The organism is Pseudomonas sp. IT-P4 (assembly GCF_949767755.1).
Lineage (GTDB): Bacteria > Pseudomonadota > Gammaproteobacteria > Pseudomonadales > Pseudomonadaceae > Aquipseudomonas > Aquipseudomonas monachiensis.
Genome location: NZ_CATKPX010000045.1, coordinates 1 through 23,768 on the forward strand (window position 1 = coordinate 1; position 23,768 = coordinate 23,768).

A 23,768-nucleotide genomic window follows, 5' to 3' on the forward strand; every position below is an offset into this window, starting at 1 on the left:
TACACGGCAACCCCCTTGCAGGAGCGAGCTTGCTCGCGAAGCGGAGTGTCAGGCGACATTGAAGTTGAAAGTGGTGATGCCATCGTCGGAACGCCGCCCGGAGCAGGCTCGCTCCTACAATGGCACGGCCTATCTTCTTTTCTGTAGCTTTTATTCGCCTTCGTCGAAGAAGTTGTTGATCAACGCCACCAGCGCATCCAGCGCTTCCTGTTCCTGCTCGCCTTCGGTGCTCAAGTGGATCGTGGTGCCTTTGCCGGCGGCCAGCATCATCATCGCCATGATGCTTTTGCCATCGACCATGGACTCTGGTGTCCGACCGGCCCGGATCTGGCACGGGAACTGACCCGCTACCCCAACGAATTTTGCAGAAGCGCGAGCGTGCAGGCCCAATTTATTGATGATTTCGATTTCCAGAGCAGGCATCGCGATGTGAATCCTTTAGCTGAGGTCGCGGTGGCGGACCTGGACGTTCTTCAGGGATTGTTGCAGCGTCTGCCCCAGACGCTCGGTCAGGTAGACGGAGCGGTGATGTCCGCCAGTGCAGCCAATGGCAATGGTGACGTAGGCGCGGTTGCTGGCGGCAAAACGAGGCAGCCACTTTAGCAGGTATGTGGAAATGTCCTGAAACATCTCTTCGACATCCGGCTGTGCCGCCAGGTATTCGGCAACCGGTTGATCGAGCCCGGACTGCTCGCGCAATTCCGGTTTCCAGTAAGGGTTTGGCAGGCAGCGCACATCGAAAACCAGGTCGGCGTCCACCGGCATGCCGCGCTTGAAGCCGAAGGACTCGACCAGGAAGGCAGTTCCCGGCTCGGGCTGATTCAACAGGCGCAGTTTGATGGCGTCGCGCAGCTGGTACAGGTTCAGGCTGGTGGTGTTGATCTTGAGATCGGCAAGGTCGGCAATCGGCCCGAGCAGGGCGCTCTCAACGTTGATGGCTTCGGCCAGCGAACGGTTGGCGTTGCTCAGGGGGTGACGTCGGCGGGTTTCCGAGAAGCGCTTGAGCAGGGTTTCTTCGTCGGCGTCCAGATACAGCACATCGCACTGGATGTGGCGGGCACGGACTTCCTCGAGCAGGTCGGGGAAGCGTGACAGGTGGCTTGGCAGGTTGCGCGCGTCAATGGAAACGGCGACCAGCGGCTGCAACATCTCGGTATGAACCAGGGCGCGCTCGGCCAGCTCCGGCAGCAGGCCGGCGGGCAGGTTGTCGATGCAGTAGTAGCCGTTATCCTCAAGTACGTTGAGGGCGGTACTTTTACCTGAGCCGGAACGGCCACTGACGATGATCAAGCGCATGATTACTGACCGTTTTGCTCGTTCAGGACAACCTGATACAGGGCTTCGTTACTTGCAGCACTACGCAGCTTTTCACGCACGTCCTTGCGGTCGAGCATGCTGGCGATCTGTCGCAGCAGCTCAAGGTGCGCATCGGTGGCGGCTTCCGGGACCAGCAGCACGAACAGCAGGTCAACCGGCGCACCATCGATGGCGTCGAAATCGATAGGGGCGTCCAGGTGCATCAATGCACTGATGGGCGAAACACAGCCCTTGAGACGGCAATGTGGAATGGCGATGCCGTTACCAAACCCGGTGGAACCGAGTTTTTCACGAGCAATCAGTGCCTCGAAGACATCTTGCATCTCCAGGGCCGGCACTTCGCGGGCGATCAGATTGGCAATTTGTTCGAGGGCTTTCTTTTTACTGCCTCCCGGCACGTTCACCAGGGAACGGCCGGGGGTCAGGATACTTTCAAGTCGGATCATGGGTAGGGAGTGTTAACGACCGGTTGCGCCCTGTAGGAGGCTCTGGGTCTTTTCCTTATGCTTTTTGAGTTGTTTATCCAGCTTGTCGGTGAGTGCGTCGATCGCGGCGTACATATCGGTATGCTCCGCGTTGGCGACCACTTCATTCCCGGGAATATGCAGCGTGGCTTCGATTTTCTGCTTCAGTTTTTCGACGGTCATCGTGACCTGCACATTAGTGATCTTGTCGAAATGTCGCTCCAATCGTTCGAGTTTTTCGCCGATGTAGGTGCGAAGAGGTTCGGTCACTTCCAGTTGGTGTCCACTGATGTTGACTTGCATACAGCTTCTCCTTCGTTGCCAGTGCATAAAGCGGTAGACCAGATGATCTACCACTGGAACGCTGTGGCGTGGCCCTACATCAACCGCTTGCGTTCGCTCGAAGGCGCGATCCCGAGGGATTCGCGGTACTTGGCGACGGTGCGGCGAGCCACCTGAATGCCTTGTGCCTCCAGTAAACCAGCGATCTTGCTGTCACTCAACGGCTTTTTCTGATTTTCCGCTGCAACCAGTTTTTTGATGATCGCCCGGATCGCCGTGGACGAGCATTCGCCGCCTTCGGAGGTGCTTACGTGACTGGAAAAAAAGTACTTCAGTTCATAAATGCCCCGGGGGGTGTGCATGAATTTCTGGGTAGTCACCCGTGAAATCGTCGATTCATGCATGCCGACCGCTTCGGCGATGTCATGCAGGACCAGCGGCTTCATGGCTTCGTCGCCGTACTCCAGGAAGCCGCGCTGATGCTCGACGATCTGGGTGGCAACCTTCATCAGGGTTTCATTGCGGCTCTGCAGGCTCTTGATGAACCAGCGGGCTTCCTGCAGCTGATTGCGCATGAAGGTATTGTCGGCGCTGGTGTCGGCGCGGCGCACGAAACCGGCGTACTGGGCATTGACCCGCAGCCGTGGCACCGACTCCTGATTGAGTTCCACCAGCCAGCGCTCGTTGTCCTTGCGCACGATGACGTCAGGAACGACGTACTCGGCTTCGGTGGACTCGATCTGCGAGCCCGGGCGCGGGTTCAGGCTCTGGACCAGCTCGATGACCTGGCGCAGTTCGTCTTCCTTGAGCTTCATGCGGCGCATCAACTGGCTGTAGTCACGGCTGCCAAGCAGGTCGATGTAATCGCTGACCAGGCGCTTGGCTTCGGCCAGCCAAGGGGTCTTGGCAGGCAGCTGGCGCAACTGCAGCAGCAGGCATTCACCGAGGTTGCGGGCGCCGATGCCGGCTGGCTCGAATTGCTGGATGCGGTGCAGGACGGCTTCGATCTCGTCCAGTTCGATGTCCAGTTCCGGGTCGAAGGCTTCGAGGATTTCCTCGAGGGTTTCGTCCAGGTAGCCCTGATTGTTGATGCAGTCGATCAGGGTCACGGCGATCAGGCGATCGGTGTCGGACATCGGGGCCAGGTTCAGTTGCCACAGCAAGTGGCTCTGCAGGCTTTCGCCGGCCGAGGTGCGGGTGGTGAAGTCCCACTCGTCATCATCATTGCTGGGCAGGCTGCTGGCGCTGGTCTGGTAAACGTCCTCCCACGCGGTGTCGACGGGGAGTTCGTTGGGGATACGCTCGTTCCAGTCACCCTCATCGAGATTATCAACCGTCGGGGCGCTTTCCTGATAGGAAGGTTCCTGGATGTCAGTGTTGGGCTTTTGTTCGGCGTTGTCGGCCAAGGGATCGGAATTGTCGAAGTCGTCGCCTTCTTCCTGGCGTTCGAGCATCGGATTTGACTCCAGGGCCTCCTGGATTTCCTGTTGCAGGTCCAGGGTCGACAATTGGAGCAGGCGGATGGCCTGTTGCAGCTGCGGTGTCATCGTCAGCTGCTGGCCCATTCTCAAGACTAGCGATGGTTTCATGGCAGGGGCTTAACACCTTATTCGCCGGCGCACATGCGCCATCTACTACAGGGCGCCGGGGCGCCAAACTTAAGCAAATTATATGCCTGAAACTAAAGGGTTTGCCTAGAGCGCTGTAACAATAAAAAACTATAAAGCGGTGTTGCTGCGCTGCCCTTGTTGAGGGCTGACCACGCTTGTCGGCACGGTGAGTGCCCGGGCGATGGCCTGGGCACGACTCAGTGCTTACAGGCGGAACTCATGGCCCAGATACACTTCCTTGACCAGGTCGTTGGCCAGGATGGTCTCTGCGTCGCCCTCGGCGATCAGTTGGCCGTCATTGACGATGTAGGCGGTTTCACAGATATCCAGGGTTTCACGAACGTTGTGGTCCGTGATCAGCACGCCAATGCCCTTGGCCTTGAGGTGGTGAATGATCTGCTTGATGTCGCCGACCGAAATCGGGTCCACGCCGGCGAAGGGTTCGTCGAGGAGGATGAATTTCGGGTTGGTGGCCAGGGCGCGGGCTATTTCCACGCGACGACGCTCGCCGCCGGACAGGCTCATGCCCAGGTTGTCGCGGATGTGGCTGATGTGGAATTCCTGCAGCAGGCTTTCCAGTTCCTTGCGACGGCCGGCCTTGTCGAGTTCCTTGCGGGTCTCGAGGATGGCCATGATGTTGTCGGCCACCGACAGCTTGCGAAAGATCGATGCTTCCTGCGGCAAGTAACCGATACCGGCCTTTGCGCGGCCGTGCATCGGCTGGTGGCTGACGTCCAGGTCATCGATCAGGACGCGGCCCTGGTCGGCTTGCACCAGGCCGACGATCATGTAGAAGCAGGTGGTCTTGCCGGCGCCGTTCGGGCCAAGCAGGCCGACGATCTGGCCGCTGTCGATGGACAGGCTGACATCACGCACGACCTGGCGGCTCTTGTAGCTCTTGGCCAGATGCTGAGCTTTCAGAGTTGCCATTACTGGGCCTTTTTCTCGTCGGTTTTCTTCTTCGGCTGGATCACCATGTCGATACGCGGACGCGCCTCGGTGACCTTGCTGCCTGTGGCGCGACCGGCGCTGGCGAGCTTCTTGTCGGTGTCGTAGACAATTTTCTCGCCTTGGGTGACGTTGTTGTCCTTGTCGACAACTTTGGCCTTGTCGATCAGTACGACGCGATTTTGCGCGGCGTGGTACTGGATCGTCACGCCCCAGCCCTGCACGGGCTTGGTGTCGCCAGCCGTTTGCAATTGCTCGAAGTACGCCAGGTTGCCCACCGAGGTCACTACGTCAATGTCGCCAGTCGGGGTGCGGGTGATGGTAACGGTGTTGCCTGTCACCTTCATCGAGCCTTGGGTGATGATCACGTCACCCTTATAGGTAGCAATACCTTGCTTGTCGTCCAGTTGGGCATCGTCGGCCTGGATGCGGATAGGCTGCTGTTGATCTTCCGGCAGAGCCCAGGCGCTCACGCTTCCCAGTGCTGCGCCCAGACTGAGCAAAATCGGGAGGGTTTTAACGAGCCTCATACTGTCCTCTTACGTTCGATAGCAGGTGTATCCTGCTTTCTTTCAAATACGCTTTCATTCCCTTGCCAGTCGATACACCGCCAGCGCCGTCGATTCTAACGTCTTGCTCGGTCTGCGCATATTGCTGCTGCGGGAACACGGTCATGCGGGTGCTGGTGATCAGGGTTCTACGGTTTTTCTCGTCGAACCGCGTGATGCGCACGTCATCGATCAGTTCGACCTGCGTGCCATCAGGATTGACCTCGCCGCGCAGGCTCTGGACGTGCCACGGGAATTCAGTGCCGCGGAACACATTCAGGTCGGGGTTGGTCAGCAATGTCACCTCGGTCGCCTTCAGGTGCTCGACCTTGTCGGACACCAGATCATATTGCAGCTTGCCGTCGGGCAGGTACTGCACGCTGTGGGCGTTGATGGCGTAATAGTCGATCGCGCTCTCATCGACCGGCGTTACCGGCTTGTCGAGGAAGCGTTCCGGGCTGATGTTCCAGTAGCCAACCGCGGCGAATATTGCCGCGATGCAAGTGAACATCAGGGTGTTGCGAAACTTTTTGCTCAGCATAGTGGGCTCACAGGTACGCCGCATTGGCCGCATCGAGGCGGTCCTGGGCGCGCAGGATCAATTCGCAGAATTCGCGAGCGGCACCTTCGCCACCGCGGGCGAGGGTGATGCCGTGAGCGTGTTCACGCACGAAACCGGCGGCATTGGCCACCGCCATGCCCAGGCCGACGCGACGAATCACCGGCAGGTCCGGCAGGTCGTCGCCGAGGTAGGCCACCTGTTCATAGCTCAGGTTGAGTTGGGCCAGCAGTTCGTCGAGTACCACCAGTTTATCTTCGCGACCCTGATAGAGGTGCGGGATACCGAGGTTTTTGGCCCGCCGCTCGACCACCGGGGTCTTGCGGCCACTGATGATGGCGGTCTGCACGCCGGCGGCCATCAGCATCTTGATGCCCTGGCCGTCGAGGGTGTTGAAGGTCTTGAACTCGCTGCCGTCTTCGAGGAAATACAGGCGCCCATCGGTCAGCACGCCATCGACATCGAACACCGCCAGCTTGATCTGTTTGCCGCGTTGCAGCAGGTCCGCACTCATTACATTACTCCTGCACGCAACAAGTCGTGCATGTTCAAGGCGCCGACCGGGCGGTCGTCTCTGTCGACCACGACCAGCGCGTTGATTTTATGATCTTCCATGATTTTCAGCGCTTCGGCGGCGAGCATCTCGGCGCGGGCAGTCTTGCCGTGTGCAGTCATGACCTGGTCGATGGTAGCGCTATGGATGTCGATGCTACGGTCCAGCGTGCGACGCAAGTCACCGTCGGTAAAGATCCCGGCCAGCTTTCCATCGGCTTCCAGGATCACCGTCATGCCCAAGCCTTTGCGGGTCATCTCCATCAGCGCGTCCTTCAGCAGGGTGCCGCGCTGTACTTGCGGCAACTCTTGCCCGGCGTGCATGACATTTTCCACTTTAAGCAGCAGGCGTCGGCCCAGGGCGCCGCCGGGATGGGAGAAGGCGAAGTCTTCGGCGGTAAAGCCACGGGCTTCCAGCAGCGCGACGGCCAGGGCATCGCCCATGACCAGCGCGGCGGTGGTTGATGAGGTGGGTGCCAGGTTCAACGGGCAGGCTTCGTGTTCGACGTGAACATTCAGGTTCACCTCGGCGGCCTTGGCCAGCGGCGAGCCAGGGTTGCCGGTCATGCTGATCAACTGAATGCCCAGGCGCTTGATCAGTGGCAGCAGGGTCACGATTTCATTGGTGGAGCCGGAATTCGAGAGCGCCAGAATGATGTCGTCGCGGGTAATCATGCCCATGTCACCGTGGCTGGCTTCAGCCGGGTGCACAAAAAACGCCGTGGTGCCGGTGCTGGCCAGGGTCGCGGCAATCTTGTTGCCGATGTGCCCCGACTTGCCCATGCCGACCACGACCACGCGGCCTTTGCTGGCCAGAATCATCTCGCAAGCGCGTACGAAATCCGCGTCGATATGGGGCAGCAGGCCTTGCACGGCCTCTACCTCGAGGCGGATGGTGCGTTGTGCTGATTGAATCAGGTCGCTGGATTGGCTCATGTCAGAAATCGTATAGCCTGATGAAAAGGCGGCGATTATAGCGGTTATGATCGAATCCCTCACGCTAGTTCGTCGCGCATTGCCATCCTTGTTGCCGGAAACCTTCTAAACGGGGCTTTCAACCGGTCATGCAGTTGAACATGTCCTGGCTTTGGCCTTGGGCGCGCAGCCTTTGCAATGCTATAGTTCGCCGCCAGTTCGGCCTGCCCGGGAGGTATGTGCTTTCGGCAGAAAGCCAGGCGTCCGAGTGAGAGGCTGCATCGCAAGGAGTTTAGATGAGTGCCGATAACGCCTACGCGGTCGAGCTGAAGGGACTGTCCTTCAAGCGCGGTGCGCGCAGCATTTTCAATAATGTCGATATCCGTATCCCGCGCGGCAAGGTCACCGGCATCATGGGGCCTTCCGGGTGTGGCAAGACCACGCTCCTGCGTCTGATGGGCGCCCAGTTGCGGCCCACCCAGGGTGAAGTCTGGGTCAACGGTCAGAACCTGCCAAAACTGTCGCGCAGCGACCTGTTCGATGCGCGCAAGCATATGGGCGTGCTGTTTCAGAGCGGCGCATTGTTTACCGACCTCGATGTCTTCGAGAATGTCGCTTTTCCACTGCGGGTTCACACGCAACTGCCGGAAGAAATGATCCGCGACATCGTCCTGCTCAAACTGCAGGCCGTGGGCTTGCGGGGCGCCATCGAGCTGATGCCCGACGAGCTTTCCGGCGGCATGAAGCGCCGTGTTGCTCTGGCCCGGGCGATTGCGCTCGACCCGCAGATCCTCATGTACGACGAGCCCTTTGTCGGCCAGGACCCCATCGCCATGGGCGTTTTGGTGCGCCTCATCCGGTTGCTCAACGATGCGTTGGGCATCACCAGCATCGTGGTCTCCCACGACCTGGCCGAGACCGCGAGCATTGCCGACTACATTTATGTGGTGGGCGATGGTCAGGTGTTGGGGCAGGGGACACCGGACGAGTTGATGAACTCGGATGAACCGCGCATTCGCCAGTTCATGACCGGCGAACCCGACGGCCCGGTTCCGTACCACTTTCCAGCGACGGATTACCGCGCAGATCTTCTGGGGAAGCGCTGATGCGCAGAATTTCATTGATAGAGCGCGTTCGCCGCTTCGGCCAGGCCGGCATCGATGTGTTGGCGGTGTTCGGGCGTTCGAGCTTGTTCCTGTTTCATGCCTTGCTTGGTCGGGGCGGCATCGGTGGCGGTTTCGGGCTGCTGGTCAAGCAGTTGCATTCGGTGGGCGTGATGTCCCTGGTGATCATCGTGGTCTCCGGGGTGTTCATCGGCATGGTGCTGGCGCTGCAGGGGTTCAATATTCTTTCCAGCTATGGTTCGGAGCAGGCTGTCGGGCAGATGGTTGCCCTGACGCTGCTGCGTGAACTGGGGCCGGTGGTGACCGCCTTGCTGTTCGCTGGGCGCGCAGGTTCGGCGTTGACCGCCGAAATCGGCAACATGAAATCCACCGAGCAGTTGTCCAGCCTGGAAATGATCGGGGTCGACCCGCTCAAGTACATCATTGCGCCACGTTTGTGGGCCGGCTTCATTTCCCTGCCGGTGCTGGCGATGATCTTCAGCGTGGTGGGTATCTGGGGCGGCTCGTGGGTGGCGGTCGACTGGCTGGGAGTCTATGAGGGCTCCTACTGGTCGAACATGCAGAACAGCGTGACGTTTACCGAGGACGTGCTCAACGGGATCGTCAAAAGCATCGTCTTTGCCTTTGTGGTGACCTGGATCGCCGTATTCCAAGGCTATGACTGCGAACCCACTTCCGAGGGGATCAGTCGTGCCACTACCAAGACCGTTGTATATGCCTCGTTGGCAGTACTCGGCCTGGACTTTATTCTGACCGCCTTGATGTTTGGAGATTTCTGATGCAAAACCGCACCCTGGAAATCGGTGTCGGCCTTTTCTTGCTGGCTGGCATCCTGGCTTTGCTTTTGTTGGCGTTGCGGGTCAGTGGCCTGTCCCCGAGTCCGAGCACCGACACCTATAAACTTTACGCCTACTTCGACAATATCGCCGGTTTGACGGTCAGAGCAAAGGTGACCATGGCCGGTGTGACCATCGGCAAGGTCACGGCCATCGATCTGGATCGCGACAGTTTTACCGGTCGGGTGACCATGCAGCTGGAAAAACGCATCGATAATCTGCCGGCGGACTCCACTGCATCTATCCTGACCGCTGGCCTGTTGGGCGAGAAGTACATCGGTATCAGCGTGGGCGGGGAAGACACCCTGCTCAAGGATGGTGGAACCATCCATGACACGCAGTCATCGCTGGTGCTCGAAGACCTGATCGGTAAATTTCTGCTCAATACCGTTAGCAAAGAAGCTAAATGAGGAACAGTTAAATGATCTCTACCTTGCGACGTGGCCTGTTGGTAATGCTCGCGGTGTTTCCGTTGGTGTCCCATGCCGCAGCGGCGCCTTCGGCGCACGATCTGGTGCAGGACACAACCAACCGTATGCTCGCGGACCTGGCGGCAAACAAAGAGAAGTACAAGCAGGACCCGCAGGACTTCTATACGGCGCTGGACAATATCGTCGGGCCGGTTGTGGATGCCGAGGGTATTTCCAAGAGCATCATGACGGTCAAGTACTCGCGTAAAGCTACGCCTGCGCAGATGAAAACCTTCGAAGAAAACTTCAAGAAGGGCCTGTTCCAGTTCTATGGCAATGCCTTGCTTGAGTACAACAACCAGGGCATCACCGTTGATCCGGCCAAAGACGAGTCGGGCGACCGTACCAGCGTCGGTATGACCGTCAAGGGCAGCAGCGGCGCTATCTATCCAGTGTCCTACACGCTGGAAAAGATCAACGGCGAGTGGAAACTGCGTAACGTCATCATCAACGGCATCAACATCGGCAAACTGTTCCGCGATCAGTTCGCCGATGCGATGCAGCGCAATGGCAATGACCTGGACAAGACCATCAACGGTTGGGCCGGGGAAGTCGCCAAGGCCAAGGAAGCCACCGACAACAAGCCAGGGCAGTCAGCCCAATGAGTGAGTCGGCAGTCCAGATGGACGAAGCGGGCGAGTTGCGACTCAGTGGCGTGCTGGATTACCGCACCGGCCCTGGCCTGCGCGAGCAGGGCAAGGCGCTGATCAAGGCCAGCAAGGCTACGGCGCTGGTGGTCGATTGCTCGGCGGTGACCAAGTCCAGCAGTGTCGGTTTGTCGTTACTGCTGTGCTTTATCCGCGATGCGCAGGCGGCCGGCAAGGCCCTGAGCATCCACGGGATGCCGGAAGACATGCGTGAAATCGCTCAGGTCAGTGAGCTGACCGAGCTGTTGGCGCATCACTAACCCGCATCTATAAGGAAGCCCCCCGTCAGAGTCCTGCTCCGCGGGGTTCGCAGGCGCGGGGCTTTTTTGTATGATGTCCGACCCGCGCGCACAGGGCGCCGATTGAGGTTGAGCATGCAGGCCAACGAAGTTAAGAGCTTTCTTGAAGGAAAGCTGCCCGGAACGAAAGTAGAAGTCGAGGGCGAAGGCTGCAATTTCCAGCTGAACGTGATTAGCGATGAACTGGCGGCGTTGAGCCCGGTCAAGCGTCAGCAGCAGGTCTATGCCCATTTGAACCCGTGGATCGTCGATGGCAGCATCCATGCGGTCACTATGAAATTTTTCAGCAGCGCGGCCTGGGCCGAGCGCACCTGAGCCCAAGGGCGTCGAGATTCTTATGGATAAATTGATTATTACTGGCGGTGCTCGTCTTGATGGCGAAATCCGTATCTCCGGGGCAAAGAACTCTGCCCTGCCGATCCTGGCGGCCACCTTGCTGTGCGATGGCCCGGTGACCGTGGCCAACCTGCCGCACCTGCACGACATCACCACCATGATCGAGCTGTTCGGACGCATGGGCATCGAGCCTGTGATCGACGAGAAACTCGCCGTCGAGATCGACCCGCGCACCATCAAGACCCTGGTCGCACCGTACGAACTGGTTAAAACCATGCGTGCGTCGATCCTGGTGCTGGGCCCGATGGTTGCCCGTTTCGGTGAAGCCGAAGTCGCCTTGCCTGGCGGTTGCGCCATTGGTTCGCGCCCGGTTGACCTGCACATTCGTGGCCTGGAAGCCATGGGCGCAGTCATCGACGTCGAAGGCGGCTACATCAAGGCCAAGGCGCCTGAAGGCGGCCTGCGCGGTGCGCACTTCTTCTTCGATACGGTCAGTGTGACCGGTACCGAAAACATCATGATGGCCGCGGCCCTGGCCAAGGGTCGCAGCGTCCTGCAAAACGCCGCTCGCGAACCTGAAGTGGTCGACCTGGCGAACTTCCTGAACGCCATGGGCGCCAAGGTTTCCGGCGCCGGTACCGATACCATCACCATCGATGGCGTCGAGCGTCTGCACACCACCACGTATAAAGTGATGCCAGACCGTATCGAAACCGGTACCTACCTGGTTGCCGCTGCCGTGACCGGTGGTCGCGTGAAGGTCAAGGACACTGATCCGACCATCCTCGAAGCCGTTCTGGAAAAACTCCGTGAGTCCGGTGCCGAAATCACCTGCGGAGAAGACTGGATCGAGCTGAACATGCACGGCAAGCGTCCGAAAGCCGTCAACGTGCGGACCGCTCCGTACCCGGCGTTCCCGACCGACATGCAGGCGCAGTTCATCTCCCTCAACGCCATTGCCGAAGGCACCGGTGCGGTGATCGAGACAATCTTCGAAAACCGCTTCATGCACGTCTACGAACTGCACCGCATGGGCGCCAAGATCCAGGTCGAAGGCAACACCGCCATCGTCACCGGCACCGAAAAACTCAAGGGCGCGCCAGTGATGGCGACCGACCTGCGTGCTTCGGCCAGCCTGGTGATCTCGGCCCTGATCGCCGAAGGCGACACCCTGATCGACCGCATCTACCACATAGACCGTGGCTACGAGTGCATCGAAGAAAAACTGCAGATGCTGGGCGCCAAGATCCGTCGCGTTCCGGGCTAGACCCTGCTGCATGGGCATAAGGACGTGCCCGTTGATTTGTTGAAGTCGAGCCGTTTTCGGCTCGATGTGTGTCCGGCGCCATTTGCGACCGGGCATGAGTACCTTGATAAGGACTGACGTTTCCCATGTTGACCATCGCACTGTCCAAGGGCCGCATCCTTGACGACACCCTGCCGCTTCTGGCTGAAGCGGGCATCGTGCCGACCGAGAATCCGGACAAGAGCCGCAAGCTGATCATTCCCACGACCCAGGAAGATGTACGCCTGCTGATCGTGCGTGCCACCGACGTGCCGACTTACGTCGAGCATGGTGCCGCCGACCTCGGTGTCGCCGGTAAAGATGTGCTGATGGAATATGGCGGCCAGGGCCTGTACGAGCCACTGGACCTGCAAATTGCCCAGTGCAAGCTGATGACTGCCGGCAAGGTCGGCGCGGTCGAGCCCAAGGGCCGCCTGCGCATCGCCACCAAGTTCGTCAACGTTGCCAAGCGCTATTACGCTGAACAGGGTCGTCAGGTCGACATCATCAAGCTGTACGGCTCGATGGAGCTGGCACCGCTGATCGGTCTGGCAGACAAGATCATCGACGTGGTCGACACCGGTAACACGCTGCGGGCCAACGGCCTGGAGCCACAGGATTTCATTGCCGCCATCAGCTCCCGGCTGATCGTCAACAAAGCTTCGATGAAGATGCAGCACGCCCGTATCCAGGCGTTGATCGACACCCTGCGCAAGGCAGTGGAGTCTCGACACCGCGGCTGATTCACCTGCGCGACGTTAAGTCGCGCCCGTCTATCCGCCTCATAGCCAGAATTCTCAGGTGCCCAAGCGGAAACGACTGCTAAGTTAGGGCGCCTGAGTTTTTGCCATTCCTATGAGGCTCTCGCTATGACCGCACCGACTGCAATTCGCCGACTCAACGCTGCTGACCCGGATTTCGCGCATCATCTGGATCATCTGCTGAGCTGGGAAAGTGTGTCTGACGACTCGGTCAATCAGCGGGTGCTGGACATCATCAAGGCCGTGCGTGAGCGTGGCGACGCGGCACTGGTGGACTTTACCCGCCAGTTCGACGGCCTGGACGTGAAGTCCATGGCCGACCTGATCCTGCCGCGCGAGCGGCTGGAGCTGGCGCTGACCCGCATCTCCGTGCCTCAGCGCGAAGCCCTGGAAGTCGCCGCGGCTCGCGTGCGCAGCTATCACGAAAAACAGAAGCAGGATTCCTGGAGCTACACCGAGGCCGACGGCACCGTGCTGGGCCAGAAGGTCACGCCACTGGATCGCGCCGGCCTGTATGTACCGGGCGGCAAGGCTTCGTACCCGTCGTCGGTGTTGATGAACGCGATTCCGGCCAAGGTCGCCGGCGTGACCGAAGTAGTCATGGTGGTGCCGACCCCGCGCGGTGAAATCAACGAACTGGTGCTGGCCGCTGCCTGCATCGCCGGCGTCGACCGCGTGTTCACCATCGGTGGCGCTCAAGCCGTTGCGGCATTGGCTTACGGCACCGAAAGCGTGCCGAAAGTCGACAAGGTCGTCGGCCCGGGCAACATCTATGTCGCTACCGCCAAGCGCCACGTGTTCGGCCAGGTCGGTATCGACATGATCGCCGGTCCCTCCGAGATCCTCGTGGTGTGCGACGGCCAGACCGATCCGGACTGGATCGCCATGGACCTGTTCTCCCAGGCCGAGCACGACGAAGACGCCCAGGCAATCCTGGTCAGCCCCGACGCCGAGTTCCTCGACAAGGTCGCCGCCAGCATCACCAAGCTGATGCCGACCATGGAGCGCGCCGCGATCATCGAAACCTCAATCAATGGCCGTGGTGCACTGATCAAGGTTCGCGACATGGAGCAAGCCATCGAAGTGGCCAACCGCATCGCGCCGGAGCACCTCGAATTGTCCGTTGCCGATCCACAAGCCTGGCTGCCGCAGATCCGCCACGCCGGTGCGATCTTCATGGGGCGTCACACCAGCGAAGCCTTGGGCGACTACTGCGCCGGTCCCAACCACGTTTTGCCGACCTCCGGTACTGCGCGCTTCTCTTCGCCGCTGGGTGTGTATGACTTCCAGAAACGTTCGTCGATCATCTTCTGCTCCGAGCAGGGGGCGTCCGTACTGGGCAAGACCGCTTCCGTGCTGGCCCGTGGCGAGTCGCTGACTGCCCACGCCCGCAGCGCCGAATATCGCATCGTTGACGACAAGCAGGGGAACTGAACATGAGTAAATTCTGGAGCCCGTTCGTCAGGAATCTGGTGCCTTACGTGCCGGGCGAACAGCCGAAACTGGCGAAGCTGGTGAAGCTCAACACCAACGAAAACCCGTACGGTCCATCGCCGAAAGCCTTGGCTGCGATGCAAACCGAACTCAATGACAACCTGCGCCTGTACCCGGACCCGAACAGCGATCTGCTGAAGAACGCGGTCGCCAAATACTACGGCGTGCAGGGCAACCATGTGTTCCTCGGCAACGGTTCCGATGAAGTGCTGGCGCACATCTTCCACGGTTTGCTGCAGCACGATCAGCCGCTGCTGTTCCCGGACATCAGCTACAGCTTCTACCCGGTCTACTGCGGGTTGTACGGCATCAAGTTCGACGCGGTGCCGCTGGACGAGCAGTTCCGGATCAACCCGGCGGACTACGCCAAACCGAATGGCGGGATCATCTTCCCTAACCCGAACGCACCGACCGGCTGCCTGTTGGCGCTGGAGGCGGTGGAGCAGATTCTCAAGGCAAGCCCGGATTCGGTGGTGGTGGTGGATGAGGCCTACATCGACTTCGGCGGTGAGACGGCAATCACCCTGGTGGACCGTTATCCGAACCTGCTGGTAACCCAGACCCTGTCCAAGTCCCGCTCCCTGGCCGGTCTGCGGGTCGGCCTGGCGGTCGGCCATCCAGACCTGATCGAGGCGCTGGAGCGGATCAAGAACAGCTTCAACTCCTATCCGCTGGATCGCATGGCGAATGTCGGCGCTGCCGCGGCGTTCGAAGATCGCGAGTATTTCGACAAGACCTGCCGGTTGGTGATCGAGAGTCGCGAGAAGGTCGTTGCACAGCTGGAGGATAAGGGTTTTGAAGTGCTGCCATCGGCGGCGAACTTCATATTCGCCCGTCACCCCCGGCACGATGCGGCGGGGCTTGCGGCGAAGCTGCGTGAGCAAGGCGTGATCGTGCGGCACTTCAAGCAGGAGCGGATTGCCCAGTTCCTGCGGATTTCCATCGGCACGCCTGAGCAGAATCAGGCGCTGATCGACGGCCTCGGCGACCTCTAAAACCAGGCACGACCCTGTGGGAGCGAGCAAGCTCGCTCCCACAGTAGTTTTGGGCGCTACGTTACTCTTCTTCTTTATCCTTGACCGGAGCCGGCGGCGGACGCAGGCCGACTTCCGCCGTGAGCTTGAGCTCCTTGCCGTTGCGCATCACCTGGATTGCGACCTTGTCGGTCGGCTTGATCCGCGCCACCTGATTCATTGAGCGACGGCCATCACCGGCCGGTTCGCCATCGATGGCAAGAATCACATCACCCAGTTGCAGGCCGGCCTTCTGTGCCGGACCGTCGCGGAAGATCCCCGCCACGACAATGCCAGGACGCCCGGACAAGCCGAACGACTCGGCCAGTTCCTGGGTCAGCGGCTGCACTTCGATACCCAACCAGCCACGAATCACCTGGCCGTGCTCGATGATCGACTTCATCACTTCCATCGCCAGCTTCACCGGGATCGCGAAACCAATGCCCTGGGAGCCCCCGGACTTGGAAAAGATCGCCGTGTTGATGCCGGTCAGGTTGCCGATGGCATCCACCAGCGCACCGCCTGAGTTGCCCGGGTTGATCGCCGCATCGGTCTGGATGAAGTCTTCGTAGTTGTTCAGGCCCAGTTGGTTGCGCCCGGTGGCACTGATGATGCCCATGGTCACGGTCTGGCCGACGCCGAACGGGTTGCCGATGGCCAGCGCGACGTCGCCGATGCGAATGTTGTCGGAACGCCCCACGGTGATCGACGGCAGGTTTTTCAGGTCGATTTTCAGAACCGCGAGGTCAGTCTCAGGGTCGCTGCCGATCACCCGCGCCAGGGTTTCCCGGCCGTCCTTGAGCGCCACCACGATCTGGTCGGCGCCGCTGGTCACGTGGTTGTTGGTCAGGATGTAGCCTTCCGGGCTCATGATCACGCCGGAACCGAGGCTCGACTCCATGCGTTTCTGCTTGGGCGAGTTATCGCCGAAGAAACGACGGAACTGCGGATCTTCGAACAACGGATGGTTGGGTTTGTTGATGACTTTGGTGGTGTAGAGGTTCACCACCGATGGCGCCGCGGTGGATACCGCTTCGGCATAAGACACCGGGCCCTGCTGCATGCTGGTGGTTTGCGGCGCTTGTTGCAGATTGACGTCGAGGCTCGGGAGCCCGACCCACTGCGGGTAACGCTGGATTATCAAAAGAGCGACAAGCACGCCGGCCAACAGCGGCCAGCCGGAAAAACGCAGCGCCTTGAGCATTAAGCAGTTCCTGAGAGAGTTGCAGGCGGTATGAGACCGCTCATAATGACGCGCATTATACGAGGCCGCACGCGCCTCTGAACGGGATATTTAGGAGTCTTTTATGGCCGTCGCCCTGAGCACCCTGGTCGAAGAAGCCGACCGCTACCTCAACAGCGCAAGAATCGCCGATTATTGCCCCAACGGCCTGCAGGTCGAGGGGCGGCCGCAAGTGATGCGCATTGTCAGTGGCGTCACCGCCAGCCAGGCCTTGCTCGATGCGGCCGTGGAAGCCAATGCCGACCTGGTGCTGGTGCATCATGGCTACTTCTGGAAAGGCGAGAACCCGTGCATCACCGGCATGAAGCAGCGCCGCTTGAAGACCCTGCTCAAACACGATATCAGCCTGTTGTCCTATCACCTGCCGCTGGACCTGCACCCGGACGTCGGCAATAACGTGCAGCTCGCGAAGCAGCTCGACATTACCGTCGAAGGTCCGCTGGACCCGGACAACCTGAAGATTGTCGGCCTGGTCGGCTCGCTGAATGAGCCGATGATGCCCCGGGATTTCGCCCGCCGTGTGCAGGAAGTGATGGGGCGTGAGCCGCTGTTGATCGAAGGCGGCGCCATGATCCGCCGCGTCGGCTGGTGCACCGGTGGTGGCCAGGGTTACATCGATCAGGCCATTCTGGCCGGTGTCGATCTGTATCTCAGTGGCGAGGCTTCCGAGCAAACCTTCCACAGTGCCCGGGAAAACAACATCAGCTTCATCGCCGCCGGTCACCATGCCACCGAGCGCTACGGCGTTCAGGCGCTGGGGGATTATCTGGCCCGTCGGTTTGCGCTGGAGCACATCTTCATCGATTGTCCGAATCCGATTTGACTCTGTCCGCAATGTGATCGCTCCCGTAGGAGCTGCCGAAGGCTGCGATCTTTTGATCTTGAAAAATCAACGTCAAAAAATCGCAGCCTTCGGCGGCTCCTACGTAGGGTGGGCATCCCAAACGGGCAGGCATATTCATATGCTCTTTCGATCTAGTTAGCGTCCTGATTAGAAGAGGTCGCTGTGCTAGGATCCCCGCTCGAACACGGCCCGCTGGCCGTTCATAAGAAAGCTTTCGTGAGTAGCCATGGTCGACAAACTGACGCATCTGAAACAGCTGGAGGCGGAAAGCATCCACATCATCCGCGAGGTGGCCGCCGAGTTCGACAACCCGGTGATGCTGTACTCCATCGGTAAAGACTCCGCCGTGATGCTGCATCTGGCACGCAAGGCGTTCTTCCCGGGCAAGCTGCCGTTTCCGGTGATGCACGTCGACACTCGCTGGAAATTCAAGGAGATGTACAGCTTCCGCGACAAGATGGTCGCCGAGCTGGGCCTCGACCTGATCACCCACGTCAATCCTGACGGCGTGGCGCAGGACATCAACCCGTTCACCCACGGCAGCGCCAAGCACACCGACATCATGAAGACCGAGGGCCTGAAGCAGGCACTCGACAAGTATGGTTTCGACGCAGCATTCGGTGGCGCCCGTCGCGATGAAGAGAAATCCCGCGCCAAAGAGCGCGTGTACTCGTTCCGCGACAGCAAGCACCGCTGGGACCCGAAGAACCAGCGTCCCGAGCTATGGAACGTCTACAACGGCAAGGTCAACAAGGGCGAGTCGATCCGCGTCTTCCCGCTGTCGAACTGGACCGAGCTGGACATCTGGCAGTACATCTATCTTGAAGGCATCCCGATCGTTCCGCTGTACTTCGCCGCCGAGCGTGAAGTCATCGAGAAGAACGGCACGCTGATCATGATCGACGACGAGCGCATCCTCGAGCACCTGAGCGATGAAGACAAAGCGCGCATCGTCAAAAAGAAAGTGCGTTTCCGTACCCTTGGTTGCTACCCGTTGACGGGCGCGGTGGAGTCCGAGGCCGAAAGCCTCACGGACATCATTCAGGAAATGCTCCTGACGCGAACTTCCGAGCGCCAGGGCCGTGTCATCGACCACGATGGCGCCGGCTCCATGGAAGACAAAAAACGTCAGGGTTATTTCTAAGGGGTTGTCATGTCGCACGTATCTGATTTGATCAGCGAGGACATCCTCGCCTACCTGGGCCAGCACGAACGTAAAGAGCTGCTGCGCTTTCTGACCTGCGGTAACGTCGACGACGGCAAGAGCACCCTGATCGGGCGCCTGCTGCACGACTCCAAGATGATCTACGAAGATCACCTGGAAGCCATTACCCGCGACTCGAAAAAAGTCGGCACCACCGGTGAAGACATCGACCTGGCGCTGCTGGTCGACGGCCTGCAGGCCGAGCGTGAGCAAGGCATCACCATCGATGTCGCGTACCGCTATTTCTCCACCGCCAAGCGCAAATTCATCATCGCCGACACCCCGGGCCATGAGCAGTACACCCGCAACATGGCCACCGGTGCCTCCACCTGCGACCTGGCGATCATCCTGGTCGATGCACGTTACGGCGTGCAGACCCAGACCCGTCGCCACAGCTTCATTGCCTCGTTGCTGGGCATCAAGCACATAGTCGTCGCCATCAACAAGATGGACCTCAAGGGCTTCGACCAGGGCGTGTTCGAGTCGATCAAGGCCGACTACCTGCAGTTTGCCGAAGGCTTGAAGCTCAAGCCGACCAGCATGCACTTCGTGCCGATGTCGGCTTTGAAGGGCGACAACGTGGTGAACAAGTCCGAGCGCTCGCCGTGGTACACCGGCCAGTCGCTGATGGAAATTCTCGAGACCGTGGAAGTGGCGGGCGATCGCAACTTCACCGACCTGCGTTTCCCGGTGCAGTACGTCAACCGTCCGAACCTGAACTTCCGTGGCTTCGCCGGTACGCTGGCCAGTGGCATCGTCAAGAAAGGCGACGAAGTCGTGGTGCTGCCGTCGGGCAAGAGCAGCCGCGTGAAGTCCATCGTCACCTTCGAAGGTGAACTGGAGCACGCCGGTCCCGGTCAGGCAGTCACGCTGACCATGGAAGACGAAATCGATATCTCCCGTGGCGATCTGTTGGTTCACGCCGACAACGTGCCGCCGGTGACCGACAGCTTCGAAGCGATGCTGGTGTGGATGGCTGAAGAGCCGATGCTGCCGGGCAAGAAATACGACATCAAGCGCGCCACCAGTTACGTGCCGGGCTCTATCGCCAGCATCGTCAACAAGGTCGACGTGAACACCCTGGAAGAAGGTCCGGCCAGCGCGTTGCAGCTCAACGAAATCGGCAAGGTCAAGATCGCGCTCGATGCGCCGATTGCCCTCGACGGTTACGACAGCAACCGCACCACCGGCGCCTTCATCATCATCGACCGCCTGACCAACGGCACCGTTGGCGCGGGCATGATCGTCGCCCAGCCTTTGGCCCATGGCACCAGCACACACCACGGCAAACTGGCCCACGTCGCCACCGAAGAACGCGCACAGCGCTTCGGCCAGCAACCGGCCACCGTGCTGTTCAGCGGCTTGTCGGGCGCGGGCAAAAGCACCCTGGCATATGCCGTTGAACGCAAGTTGTTCGACATGGGCCGTGCGGTGTTCGTACTCGATGGCCAGAACCTGCGTCACGACCTGAACAAAGGTCTGCCACAGGATCGCGCCGGGCGTACCGAGAACTGGCGTCGTGCCGCGCACGTTGCGCGTCAGTTCAACGAAGCGGGTCTGCTGACCCTCGCTGCGTTCGTTGCCCCGAGTGCCGAAGGGCGTGAACAGGCCCGTGAGCTGATCGGCAAGGAGCGTCTGTTGACGGTCTACGTCCAGGCTTCGCCAAGCGTCTGCGCCGAGCGTGATCCGCAAGGTTTGTACGCGGCGGCGGGGGATAACATCCCGGGCGAGTCCTTCCCGTACGACGTGCCGCTGGATGCCGACCTGGTGATCGACACCCAGTCCGTGTCCCTGGAAGAAGGCGTCAAGCAAGTGCTGGGTCTGCTGCGTGAGCGTGGTGCGATCTAAGCCTTAGCTGCAAAATGAAAAACCCGCCGATGAGTGATCATCGGCGGGTTTTTTGTGTCTTTCAGATCGTCAAAAGATCGCAGCCTTCGGCAGCTCCTACATTGGTTCGGCGTACATCCTGTAGGAGCTGCCGAAGGCTGCGATCTTTTGATCTTAAATCTGCGGATACTCGCGATGCATCTGTTCCAGCAACGCATCCTTGTCCTGCCACAACTGATTGATCCAGCCCTGGAACTGCAGGCGGTATTCGCCGTCCTGGTCATAGTTCTTGCCAATGAATTGCGGCGGAATCTTCAGCTCTTCAAAGTGCACCACCACATCCGCCACGTTCCCGCACAGCAAGTCCCAGAAACCCGGGCGCCCGGCGGGGTAGTGGATGGTCACGTTGACCAGGGATTCAAGCTGCTCGCCCATCGCATCCAGCACAAAGGCAATGCCGCCGGCCTTGGCCTTGAGCAGGTACTTGAAGGGTGACTGCTGTTGCTTGTGCTTGCCCTCGGTGAAGCGCGTGCCTTCGACGAAGTTGAAAATGCCCACCGGGTTGTCGCGAAATTTCGCACAGGTCTTGCGGGTGGTTTCCAGGTCCTTGCCTTTCTTCTCCGGGTGCTTCTCCAGATAGGCCTTGGAGTAGCGCTTCATGAACGGAAAGCCCAGCGCCCACCAGGCCAGCCCGATCACCGGAACCCAGATCAGCTCCTGCTTGAGGAAGAACTTCAGCGGCTGAATGCGCCGGTTGAGCACGTATTGCAGCACCAGGATGTCGACCCAGCTCTGGTGGTTGCTGGTAATCAGGTACGAGTGCTGATAGTCGAGGCCTTGCAGGCCGCTGATATGCCAGCGCGTGCGGCGTACCAGGTTCATCCAGCCTTTGTTGAGGCTGATCCAGGCTTCGTGGGTATGGCTCATCAGCCAGCCCGCGAGGCGCTGGGTGAGGGCGAACGGCAGTACCTTGACGAGTGCCACGCAGAACAGGAACGAACAGAGCAAAATCGTGTTCAGTGCCAACAGCAGCGAGGCGATCACGCCCCGCAACGGGGCGGGTAGGAAGTCCAGCATTTACACATCCATAGGTCGGTTGGCGGCTTGGATCGCGGTCAGGGCGATGGTGTAGACGATGTCATCGACCTGCGCGCCGCGGGGCAAATCGTTCACCGGTTTGCGCAAGCCTTGCAGCATCGGCCCGAGGCTGACGCAGTCGGCACTGCGCTGTACGGCCTTGTGCGTGGTATTGCCGGTGTTGAGGTCTGGGAACACGTAAACCGTGGCACGACCGGCCACCTGACTGTTCGGCGCCAATTGCCGGGCCACGCTTTCGTTGGCGGCGGCGTCGTACTGCAGGGGGCCGTCGATCAGCAGCGAGTGCTGTTGCTCATGGGCGAGCAGGGTCGCTTCGCGGACCTTCTCGACTTCTTCGCCGCTGTCCGACTCGCCGCTGGAGTAGCTGATCATCGCCACCCGTGGCGTGATGCCGAAGGCGGCGGCCGAGTCAGCGCTTTGCAGGGCGATCTCGGCCAGTTCGCTGGCGCTCGGGTGCGGGTTCATCACGCAGTCGCCGTAGACCAGCACCTCTTCCGGGAACAGCATGAAAAACACCGAAGACACCAAGGTGCAGCCGGGTGCGGTTTTGATCAGTTGCAGGGCCGGGCGGATGGTGTTGGCGGTGGTGTTGATCACGCCCGACACGAGGCCGTCGACTTCATCCAGGGCCAGCATCATGGTGCCGATCACCACGGTGTCTTCCAGTTGTTGCTCGGCCATCGGCGCGTTGAGGCTTTTGCTTTTGCGCAGCGCGACCATGGGTTCGACATAGCGCTCGCGGATCGAGTCCGGATCGATGATTTCCAGTCCCGGCGGCAACTCGATGCCCTGGGCGCGGGCGACGGCCTGCACGTCCTCGGGCTTGGCCAGCAACACACAGCGAGCGATGCCACGGGCCTGGCAGATCGCGGCGGCCTGCACGGTCAGCGGCTCACTGCCTTCGGGCAGCACAATACGCTTGTTGGCCGCCTGCGCACGCTGGATCAATTGATAGCGGAACACCGCTGGCGACAGGCGCATTTCCCGTGGCGTACCGCAGCGTTGGTGCAGCCAGTTGGCATCGAGATGGCCAGCGATGAAATCGGTGATGATTTCGGCGCGCTCGCGATCGTCGATGGGGATTTCCTTGTTCAGGCCGTTGAGCAGGTTGGCGGTGTCATAGGAGCCGGTACTCACCGACAGCACCGGCAACCCGGCCTGCAGGGCGCCACGGCACAGGTCCATGATGCGCGGGTCGGGCAGGGTGTCGCTGGTCAGCAGCAGGCCGGCCAGCGGTACACCGTTCAAGGCCGCGAGGCTGACGGCGAGGATGATGTCGTCGCGGTCGCCAGGAGTCACCACCAGCACGCCGGGCTTGAGCAACTCCACGGTGTTGCGCATGGTGCGGGCGCAAATGATGATCTTGGTCATGCGCCGGGTTTCGTAATCACCGGCGTTGAGCACTTGCGCGCCCATCAGGTCGGCAACGTCGCGGGTGCGCGGGGCGTTCAGTTCCGGCTGGAACGGAATGCAGCCGAGCAAGCGGAAATCACCGCTGCGCAGCAACGGCGAATGCTCCTTCAGGCGCGTGGCGAAGGCTTCCATGCTTTCCTCGGTCTTGACCTTGTTGAGGATCACACCGAGGACTTTCGGATCTTTCGGGCCGCCAAACAATTGCGCCTGCAACTCGACGCGACCGGAGAGTTCGGTCAGCACTTCGTTTTCCGGCGCCGAGACCAGGATCACTTCGGCGTCGAGGCTCTTGGCCAGGTGCAGGTTGACCCGCGCGGCGTAACTGGCGCTGCGGGTCGGTACCATGCCTTCGACAATCAGCACGTCCTTGCCGATGGCCGCCTGCTGATAAAGGGCGATGATTTCTTCGAGCAACTCATCGAGCTGACCGTCGCCGAGCATGCGCTCGACATGGGCCAGGCCCAGGGGCTGGGGCGGTTTCAAACCGTGGGTACGCGCCACCAGTTCGGTGGAACGTTCCGGGCCGGTGTCGCCCGGATGCGGCTGGGCAATCGGCTTGAAAAAACCGACCTTGAGGCCGGCGCGCTCAAGGGTACGCACCAGCCCGAGGCTGATGGAGGTCAGACCCACACCAAAATCGGTGGGCGCGATAAAAAAAGTTTGCATGCGGATTCTCTAA

The 23,768-nt window shown here is 60.2% G+C and carries 26 protein-coding genes; 13 read left to right on the forward strand and 13 right to left on the reverse strand.

Annotated elements, in window-relative coordinates:
* Positions 1 to 150: 150 nt before the first annotated feature.
* The 10 genes from ACM6IT_RS17930 to ACM6IT_RS17975 all read right to left on the reverse strand — a co-directional run bounded on the left by ACM6IT_RS17930 (position 151) and on the right by ACM6IT_RS17975 (position 7,216).
* Positions 151 to 423, reverse strand: a complete 273-nt coding sequence (locus tag ACM6IT_RS17930) for an HPr family phosphocarrier protein (RefSeq protein WP_007970256.1) — start codon at positions 421 to 423, stop codon at positions 151 to 153.
* 15 nt (positions 424 to 438) lie between these two features.
* Positions 439 to 1,296: an RNase adapter RapZ gene (gene rapZ / locus ACM6IT_RS17935; protein ID WP_056728354.1), complete on the reverse strand. Its 858-nt coding sequence runs from the start codon at positions 1,294 to 1,296 to the stop codon at positions 439 to 441.
* 2 nt (positions 1,297 to 1,298) lie between these two features.
* Positions 1,299 to 1,763, reverse strand: coding sequence for a PTS IIA-like nitrogen regulatory protein PtsN (gene ptsN, locus ACM6IT_RS17940; protein WP_056728355.1), 465 nt, complete (start codon positions 1,761 to 1,763; stop codon positions 1,299 to 1,301).
* 12 nt (positions 1,764 to 1,775) lie between these two features.
* On the reverse strand, positions 1,776 to 2,084 hold the full coding sequence (hpf, locus tag ACM6IT_RS17945; RefSeq protein WP_007941242.1) for a ribosome hibernation-promoting factor, HPF/YfiA family: 309 nt from the start codon (positions 2,082 to 2,084) through the stop codon (positions 1,776 to 1,778).
* A 74-nt stretch (positions 2,085 to 2,158) separates the two neighbouring features.
* The gene (locus tag ACM6IT_RS17950; RefSeq protein ID WP_056728357.1) at positions 2,159 to 3,652 is read right to left on the reverse strand and encodes an RNA polymerase factor sigma-54; all 1,494 of its coding nucleotides are present in this window, start codon (positions 3,650 to 3,652) and stop codon (positions 2,159 to 2,161) included.
* A gap of 225 nt (positions 3,653 to 3,877) precedes the next feature.
* Entirely contained in the window at positions 3,878 to 4,603 is a 726-nt protein-coding gene (lptB, locus tag ACM6IT_RS17955) for an LPS export ABC transporter ATP-binding protein (RefSeq protein ID WP_008054366.1), read from the reverse strand.
* Positions 4,603 to 5,151, reverse strand: a complete 549-nt coding sequence (gene lptA, locus ACM6IT_RS17960; protein WP_056728359.1) for a lipopolysaccharide transport periplasmic protein LptA — start codon at positions 5,149 to 5,151, stop codon at positions 4,603 to 4,605. Before lptA ends, lptB begins: the two co-directional genes overlap by 1 nt.
* Positions 5,138 to 5,710, reverse strand: coding sequence for an LPS export ABC transporter periplasmic protein LptC (lptC, locus tag ACM6IT_RS17965; RefSeq protein ID WP_056728360.1), 573 nt, complete (start codon positions 5,708 to 5,710; stop codon positions 5,138 to 5,140). The genes lptA and lptC overlap by 14 nt, the downstream gene beginning before the upstream one ends.
* Before the next feature lie 7 nt (positions 5,711 to 5,717).
* The gene (locus ACM6IT_RS17970; protein ID WP_008046159.1) at positions 5,718 to 6,242 is read right to left on the reverse strand and encodes a KdsC family phosphatase; all 525 of its coding nucleotides are present in this window, start codon (positions 6,240 to 6,242) and stop codon (positions 5,718 to 5,720) included.
* Complete coding sequence (locus ACM6IT_RS17975; RefSeq protein WP_056728361.1) at positions 6,242 to 7,216, reverse strand: KpsF/GutQ family sugar-phosphate isomerase; 975 nt, start codon at positions 7,214 to 7,216, stop codon at positions 6,242 to 6,244. Before ACM6IT_RS17975 ends, ACM6IT_RS17970 begins: the two co-directional genes overlap by 1 nt.
* A 275-nt stretch (positions 7,217 to 7,491) precedes the next feature.
* Here ACM6IT_RS17975 and ACM6IT_RS17980 point away from each other — a divergent pair, with 275 nt between their 5' ends.
* The 10 genes from ACM6IT_RS17980 to hisC all read left to right on the forward strand — a co-directional run bounded on the left by ACM6IT_RS17980 (position 7,492) and on the right by hisC (position 15,442).
* Complete coding sequence (locus tag ACM6IT_RS17980; RefSeq protein ID WP_056728364.1) at positions 7,492 to 8,301, forward strand: ATP-binding cassette domain-containing protein; 810 nt, start codon at positions 7,492 to 7,494, stop codon at positions 8,299 to 8,301.
* Entirely contained in the window at positions 8,301 to 9,098 is a 798-nt protein-coding gene (mlaE, locus tag ACM6IT_RS17985) for a lipid asymmetry maintenance ABC transporter permease subunit MlaE (RefSeq protein ID WP_056728366.1), read from the forward strand. The genes ACM6IT_RS17980 and mlaE overlap by 1 nt, the downstream gene beginning before the upstream one ends.
* Complete coding sequence (gene mlaD, locus ACM6IT_RS17990) at positions 9,098 to 9,565, forward strand: outer membrane lipid asymmetry maintenance protein MlaD (protein WP_056728368.1); 468 nt, start codon at positions 9,098 to 9,100, stop codon at positions 9,563 to 9,565. Before mlaE ends, mlaD begins: the two co-directional genes overlap by 1 nt.
* Before the next feature lie 11 nt (positions 9,566 to 9,576).
* Complete coding sequence (locus ACM6IT_RS17995; RefSeq protein ID WP_056728370.1) at positions 9,577 to 10,230, forward strand: phospholipid-binding protein MlaC; 654 nt, start codon at positions 9,577 to 9,579, stop codon at positions 10,228 to 10,230.
* The gene (locus ACM6IT_RS18000) at positions 10,227 to 10,532 is read left to right on the forward strand and encodes a lipid asymmetry maintenance protein MlaB (protein ID WP_056728372.1); all 306 of its coding nucleotides are present in this window, start codon (positions 10,227 to 10,229) and stop codon (positions 10,530 to 10,532) included. The genes ACM6IT_RS17995 and ACM6IT_RS18000 overlap by 4 nt, the downstream gene beginning before the upstream one ends.
* A 114-nt stretch (positions 10,533 to 10,646) precedes the next feature.
* Positions 10,647 to 10,886 (forward strand): BolA family protein, encoded by a 240-nt coding sequence (locus ACM6IT_RS18005; protein WP_008046181.1) that lies wholly within the window; start codon positions 10,647 to 10,649, stop codon positions 10,884 to 10,886.
* Between the two features lie 22 nt (positions 10,887 to 10,908).
* Positions 10,909 to 12,174: a UDP-N-acetylglucosamine 1-carboxyvinyltransferase gene (gene murA, locus ACM6IT_RS18010; protein ID WP_056728381.1), complete on the forward strand. Its 1,266-nt coding sequence runs from the start codon at positions 10,909 to 10,911 to the stop codon at positions 12,172 to 12,174.
* A 125-nt stretch (positions 12,175 to 12,299) separates the two neighbouring features.
* The gene (gene hisG, locus ACM6IT_RS18015; protein WP_008018703.1) at positions 12,300 to 12,935 is read left to right on the forward strand and encodes an ATP phosphoribosyltransferase; all 636 of its coding nucleotides are present in this window, start codon (positions 12,300 to 12,302) and stop codon (positions 12,933 to 12,935) included.
* A 126-nt stretch (positions 12,936 to 13,061) separates the two neighbouring features.
* The gene (hisD, locus tag ACM6IT_RS18020) at positions 13,062 to 14,387 is read left to right on the forward strand and encodes a histidinol dehydrogenase (protein WP_056728382.1); all 1,326 of its coding nucleotides are present in this window, start codon (positions 13,062 to 13,064) and stop codon (positions 14,385 to 14,387) included.
* Between the two features lie 2 nt (positions 14,388 to 14,389).
* On the forward strand, positions 14,390 to 15,442 hold the full coding sequence (gene hisC / locus ACM6IT_RS18025) for a histidinol-phosphate transaminase (protein WP_414918443.1): 1,053 nt from the start codon (positions 14,390 to 14,392) through the stop codon (positions 15,440 to 15,442).
* Positions 15,443 to 15,503: 61 nt separating this feature from the next.
* On the opposite strand, the gene algW is transcribed toward hisC, so the two are convergent.
* Positions 15,504 to 16,664, reverse strand: a complete 1,161-nt coding sequence (gene algW / locus ACM6IT_RS18030) for a Do family serine endopeptidase AlgW (RefSeq protein ID WP_056728386.1) — start codon at positions 16,662 to 16,664, stop codon at positions 15,504 to 15,506.
* A gap of 103 nt (positions 16,665 to 16,767) precedes the next feature.
* Here algW and ACM6IT_RS18035 point away from each other — a divergent pair, with 103 nt between their 5' ends.
* From ACM6IT_RS18035 to cysN, 3 genes are all read left to right on the forward strand, one after another.
* Positions 16,768 to 17,526 (forward strand): Nif3-like dinuclear metal center hexameric protein, encoded by a 759-nt coding sequence (locus tag ACM6IT_RS18035; protein ID WP_414918444.1) that lies wholly within the window; start codon positions 16,768 to 16,770, stop codon positions 17,524 to 17,526.
* A 247-nt stretch (positions 17,527 to 17,773) separates the two neighbouring features.
* On the forward strand, positions 17,774 to 18,691 hold the full coding sequence (gene cysD / locus ACM6IT_RS18040; RefSeq protein WP_008046199.1) for a sulfate adenylyltransferase subunit CysD: 918 nt from the start codon (positions 17,774 to 17,776) through the stop codon (positions 18,689 to 18,691).
* 9 nt (positions 18,692 to 18,700) lie between these two features.
* On the forward strand, positions 18,701 to 20,599 hold the full coding sequence (cysN, locus tag ACM6IT_RS18045; RefSeq protein WP_414918445.1) for a sulfate adenylyltransferase subunit CysN: 1,899 nt from the start codon (positions 18,701 to 18,703) through the stop codon (positions 20,597 to 20,599).
* Between the two features lie 153 nt (positions 20,600 to 20,752).
* Here cysN and ACM6IT_RS18050 read toward each other — a convergent pair whose 3' ends face one another.
* Both ACM6IT_RS18050 and pta read right to left on the reverse strand, forming a co-directional pair.
* The gene (locus tag ACM6IT_RS18050) at positions 20,753 to 21,655 is read right to left on the reverse strand and encodes an acyltransferase (protein ID WP_223542488.1); all 903 of its coding nucleotides are present in this window, start codon (positions 21,653 to 21,655) and stop codon (positions 20,753 to 20,755) included.
* Positions 21,656 to 23,755: a phosphate acetyltransferase gene (pta, locus tag ACM6IT_RS18055; protein WP_056728390.1), complete on the reverse strand. Its 2,100-nt coding sequence runs from the start codon at positions 23,753 to 23,755 to the stop codon at positions 21,656 to 21,658.
* Positions 23,756 to 23,768: the final 13 nt, after the last annotated feature.

Coding starts and splice junctions, on each gene's coding strand:
- ACM6IT_RS17930 (WP_007970256.1), bottom strand. CDS start 423: ATGCCTGCTCTGGAAATCGAAATCATCAATAAATTGGGCCTGCACGCT.
- rapZ (WP_056728354.1), bottom strand. CDS start 1,296: ATGCGCTTGATCATCGTCAGTGGCCGTTCCGGCTCAGGTAAAAGTACC.
- ptsN (WP_056728355.1), bottom strand. CDS start 1,763: ATGATCCGACTTGAAAGTATCCTGACCCCCGGCCGTTCCCTGGTGAAC.
- hpf (WP_007941242.1), bottom strand. CDS start 2,084: ATGCAAGTCAACATCAGTGGACACCAACTGGAAGTGACCGAACCTCTT.
- ACM6IT_RS17950 (WP_056728357.1), bottom strand. CDS start 3,652: ATGAAACCATCGCTAGTCTTGAGAATGGGCCAGCAGCTGACGATGACA.
- lptB (WP_008054366.1), bottom strand. CDS start 4,603: ATGGCAACTCTGAAAGCTCAGCATCTGGCCAAGAGCTACAAGAGCCGC.
- lptA (WP_056728359.1), bottom strand. CDS start 5,151: ATGAGGCTCGTTAAAACCCTCCCGATTTTGCTCAGTCTGGGCGCAGCA.
- lptC (WP_056728360.1), bottom strand. CDS start 5,710: ATGCTGAGCAAAAAGTTTCGCAACACCCTGATGTTCACTTGCATCGCG.
- ACM6IT_RS17970 (WP_008046159.1), bottom strand. CDS start 6,242: ATGAGTGCGGACCTGCTGCAACGCGGCAAACAGATCAAGCTGGCGGTG.
- ACM6IT_RS17975 (WP_056728361.1), bottom strand. CDS start 7,216: ATGAGCCAATCCAGCGACCTGATTCAATCAGCACAACGCACCATCCGC.
- ACM6IT_RS17980 (WP_056728364.1), top strand. CDS start 7,492: ATGAGTGCCGATAACGCCTACGCGGTCGAGCTGAAGGGACTGTCCTTC.
- mlaE (WP_056728366.1), top strand. CDS start 8,301: ATGCGCAGAATTTCATTGATAGAGCGCGTTCGCCGCTTCGGCCAGGCC.
- mlaD (WP_056728368.1), top strand. CDS start 9,098: ATGCAAAACCGCACCCTGGAAATCGGTGTCGGCCTTTTCTTGCTGGCT.
- ACM6IT_RS17995 (WP_056728370.1), top strand. CDS start 9,577: ATGATCTCTACCTTGCGACGTGGCCTGTTGGTAATGCTCGCGGTGTTT.
- ACM6IT_RS18000 (WP_056728372.1), top strand. CDS start 10,227: ATGAGTGAGTCGGCAGTCCAGATGGACGAAGCGGGCGAGTTGCGACTC.
- ACM6IT_RS18005 (WP_008046181.1), top strand. CDS start 10,647: ATGCAGGCCAACGAAGTTAAGAGCTTTCTTGAAGGAAAGCTGCCCGGA.
- murA (WP_056728381.1), top strand. CDS start 10,909: ATGGATAAATTGATTATTACTGGCGGTGCTCGTCTTGATGGCGAAATC.
- hisG (WP_008018703.1), top strand. CDS start 12,300: ATGTTGACCATCGCACTGTCCAAGGGCCGCATCCTTGACGACACCCTG.
- hisD (WP_056728382.1), top strand. CDS start 13,062: ATGACCGCACCGACTGCAATTCGCCGACTCAACGCTGCTGACCCGGAT.
- hisC (WP_414918443.1), top strand. CDS start 14,390: ATGAGTAAATTCTGGAGCCCGTTCGTCAGGAATCTGGTGCCTTACGTG.
- algW (WP_056728386.1), bottom strand. CDS start 16,664: ATGCTCAAGGCGCTGCGTTTTTCCGGCTGGCCGCTGTTGGCCGGCGTG.
- ACM6IT_RS18035 (WP_414918444.1), top strand. CDS start 16,768: ATGGCCGTCGCCCTGAGCACCCTGGTCGAAGAAGCCGACCGCTACCTC.
- cysD (WP_008046199.1), top strand. CDS start 17,774: ATGGTCGACAAACTGACGCATCTGAAACAGCTGGAGGCGGAAAGCATC.
- cysN (WP_414918445.1), top strand. CDS start 18,701: ATGTCGCACGTATCTGATTTGATCAGCGAGGACATCCTCGCCTACCTG.
- ACM6IT_RS18050 (WP_223542488.1), bottom strand. CDS start 21,655: ATGCTGGACTTCCTACCCGCCCCGTTGCGGGGCGTGATCGCCTCGCTG.
- pta (WP_056728390.1), bottom strand. CDS start 23,755: ATGCAAACTTTTTTTATCGCGCCCACCGATTTTGGTGTGGGTCTGACC.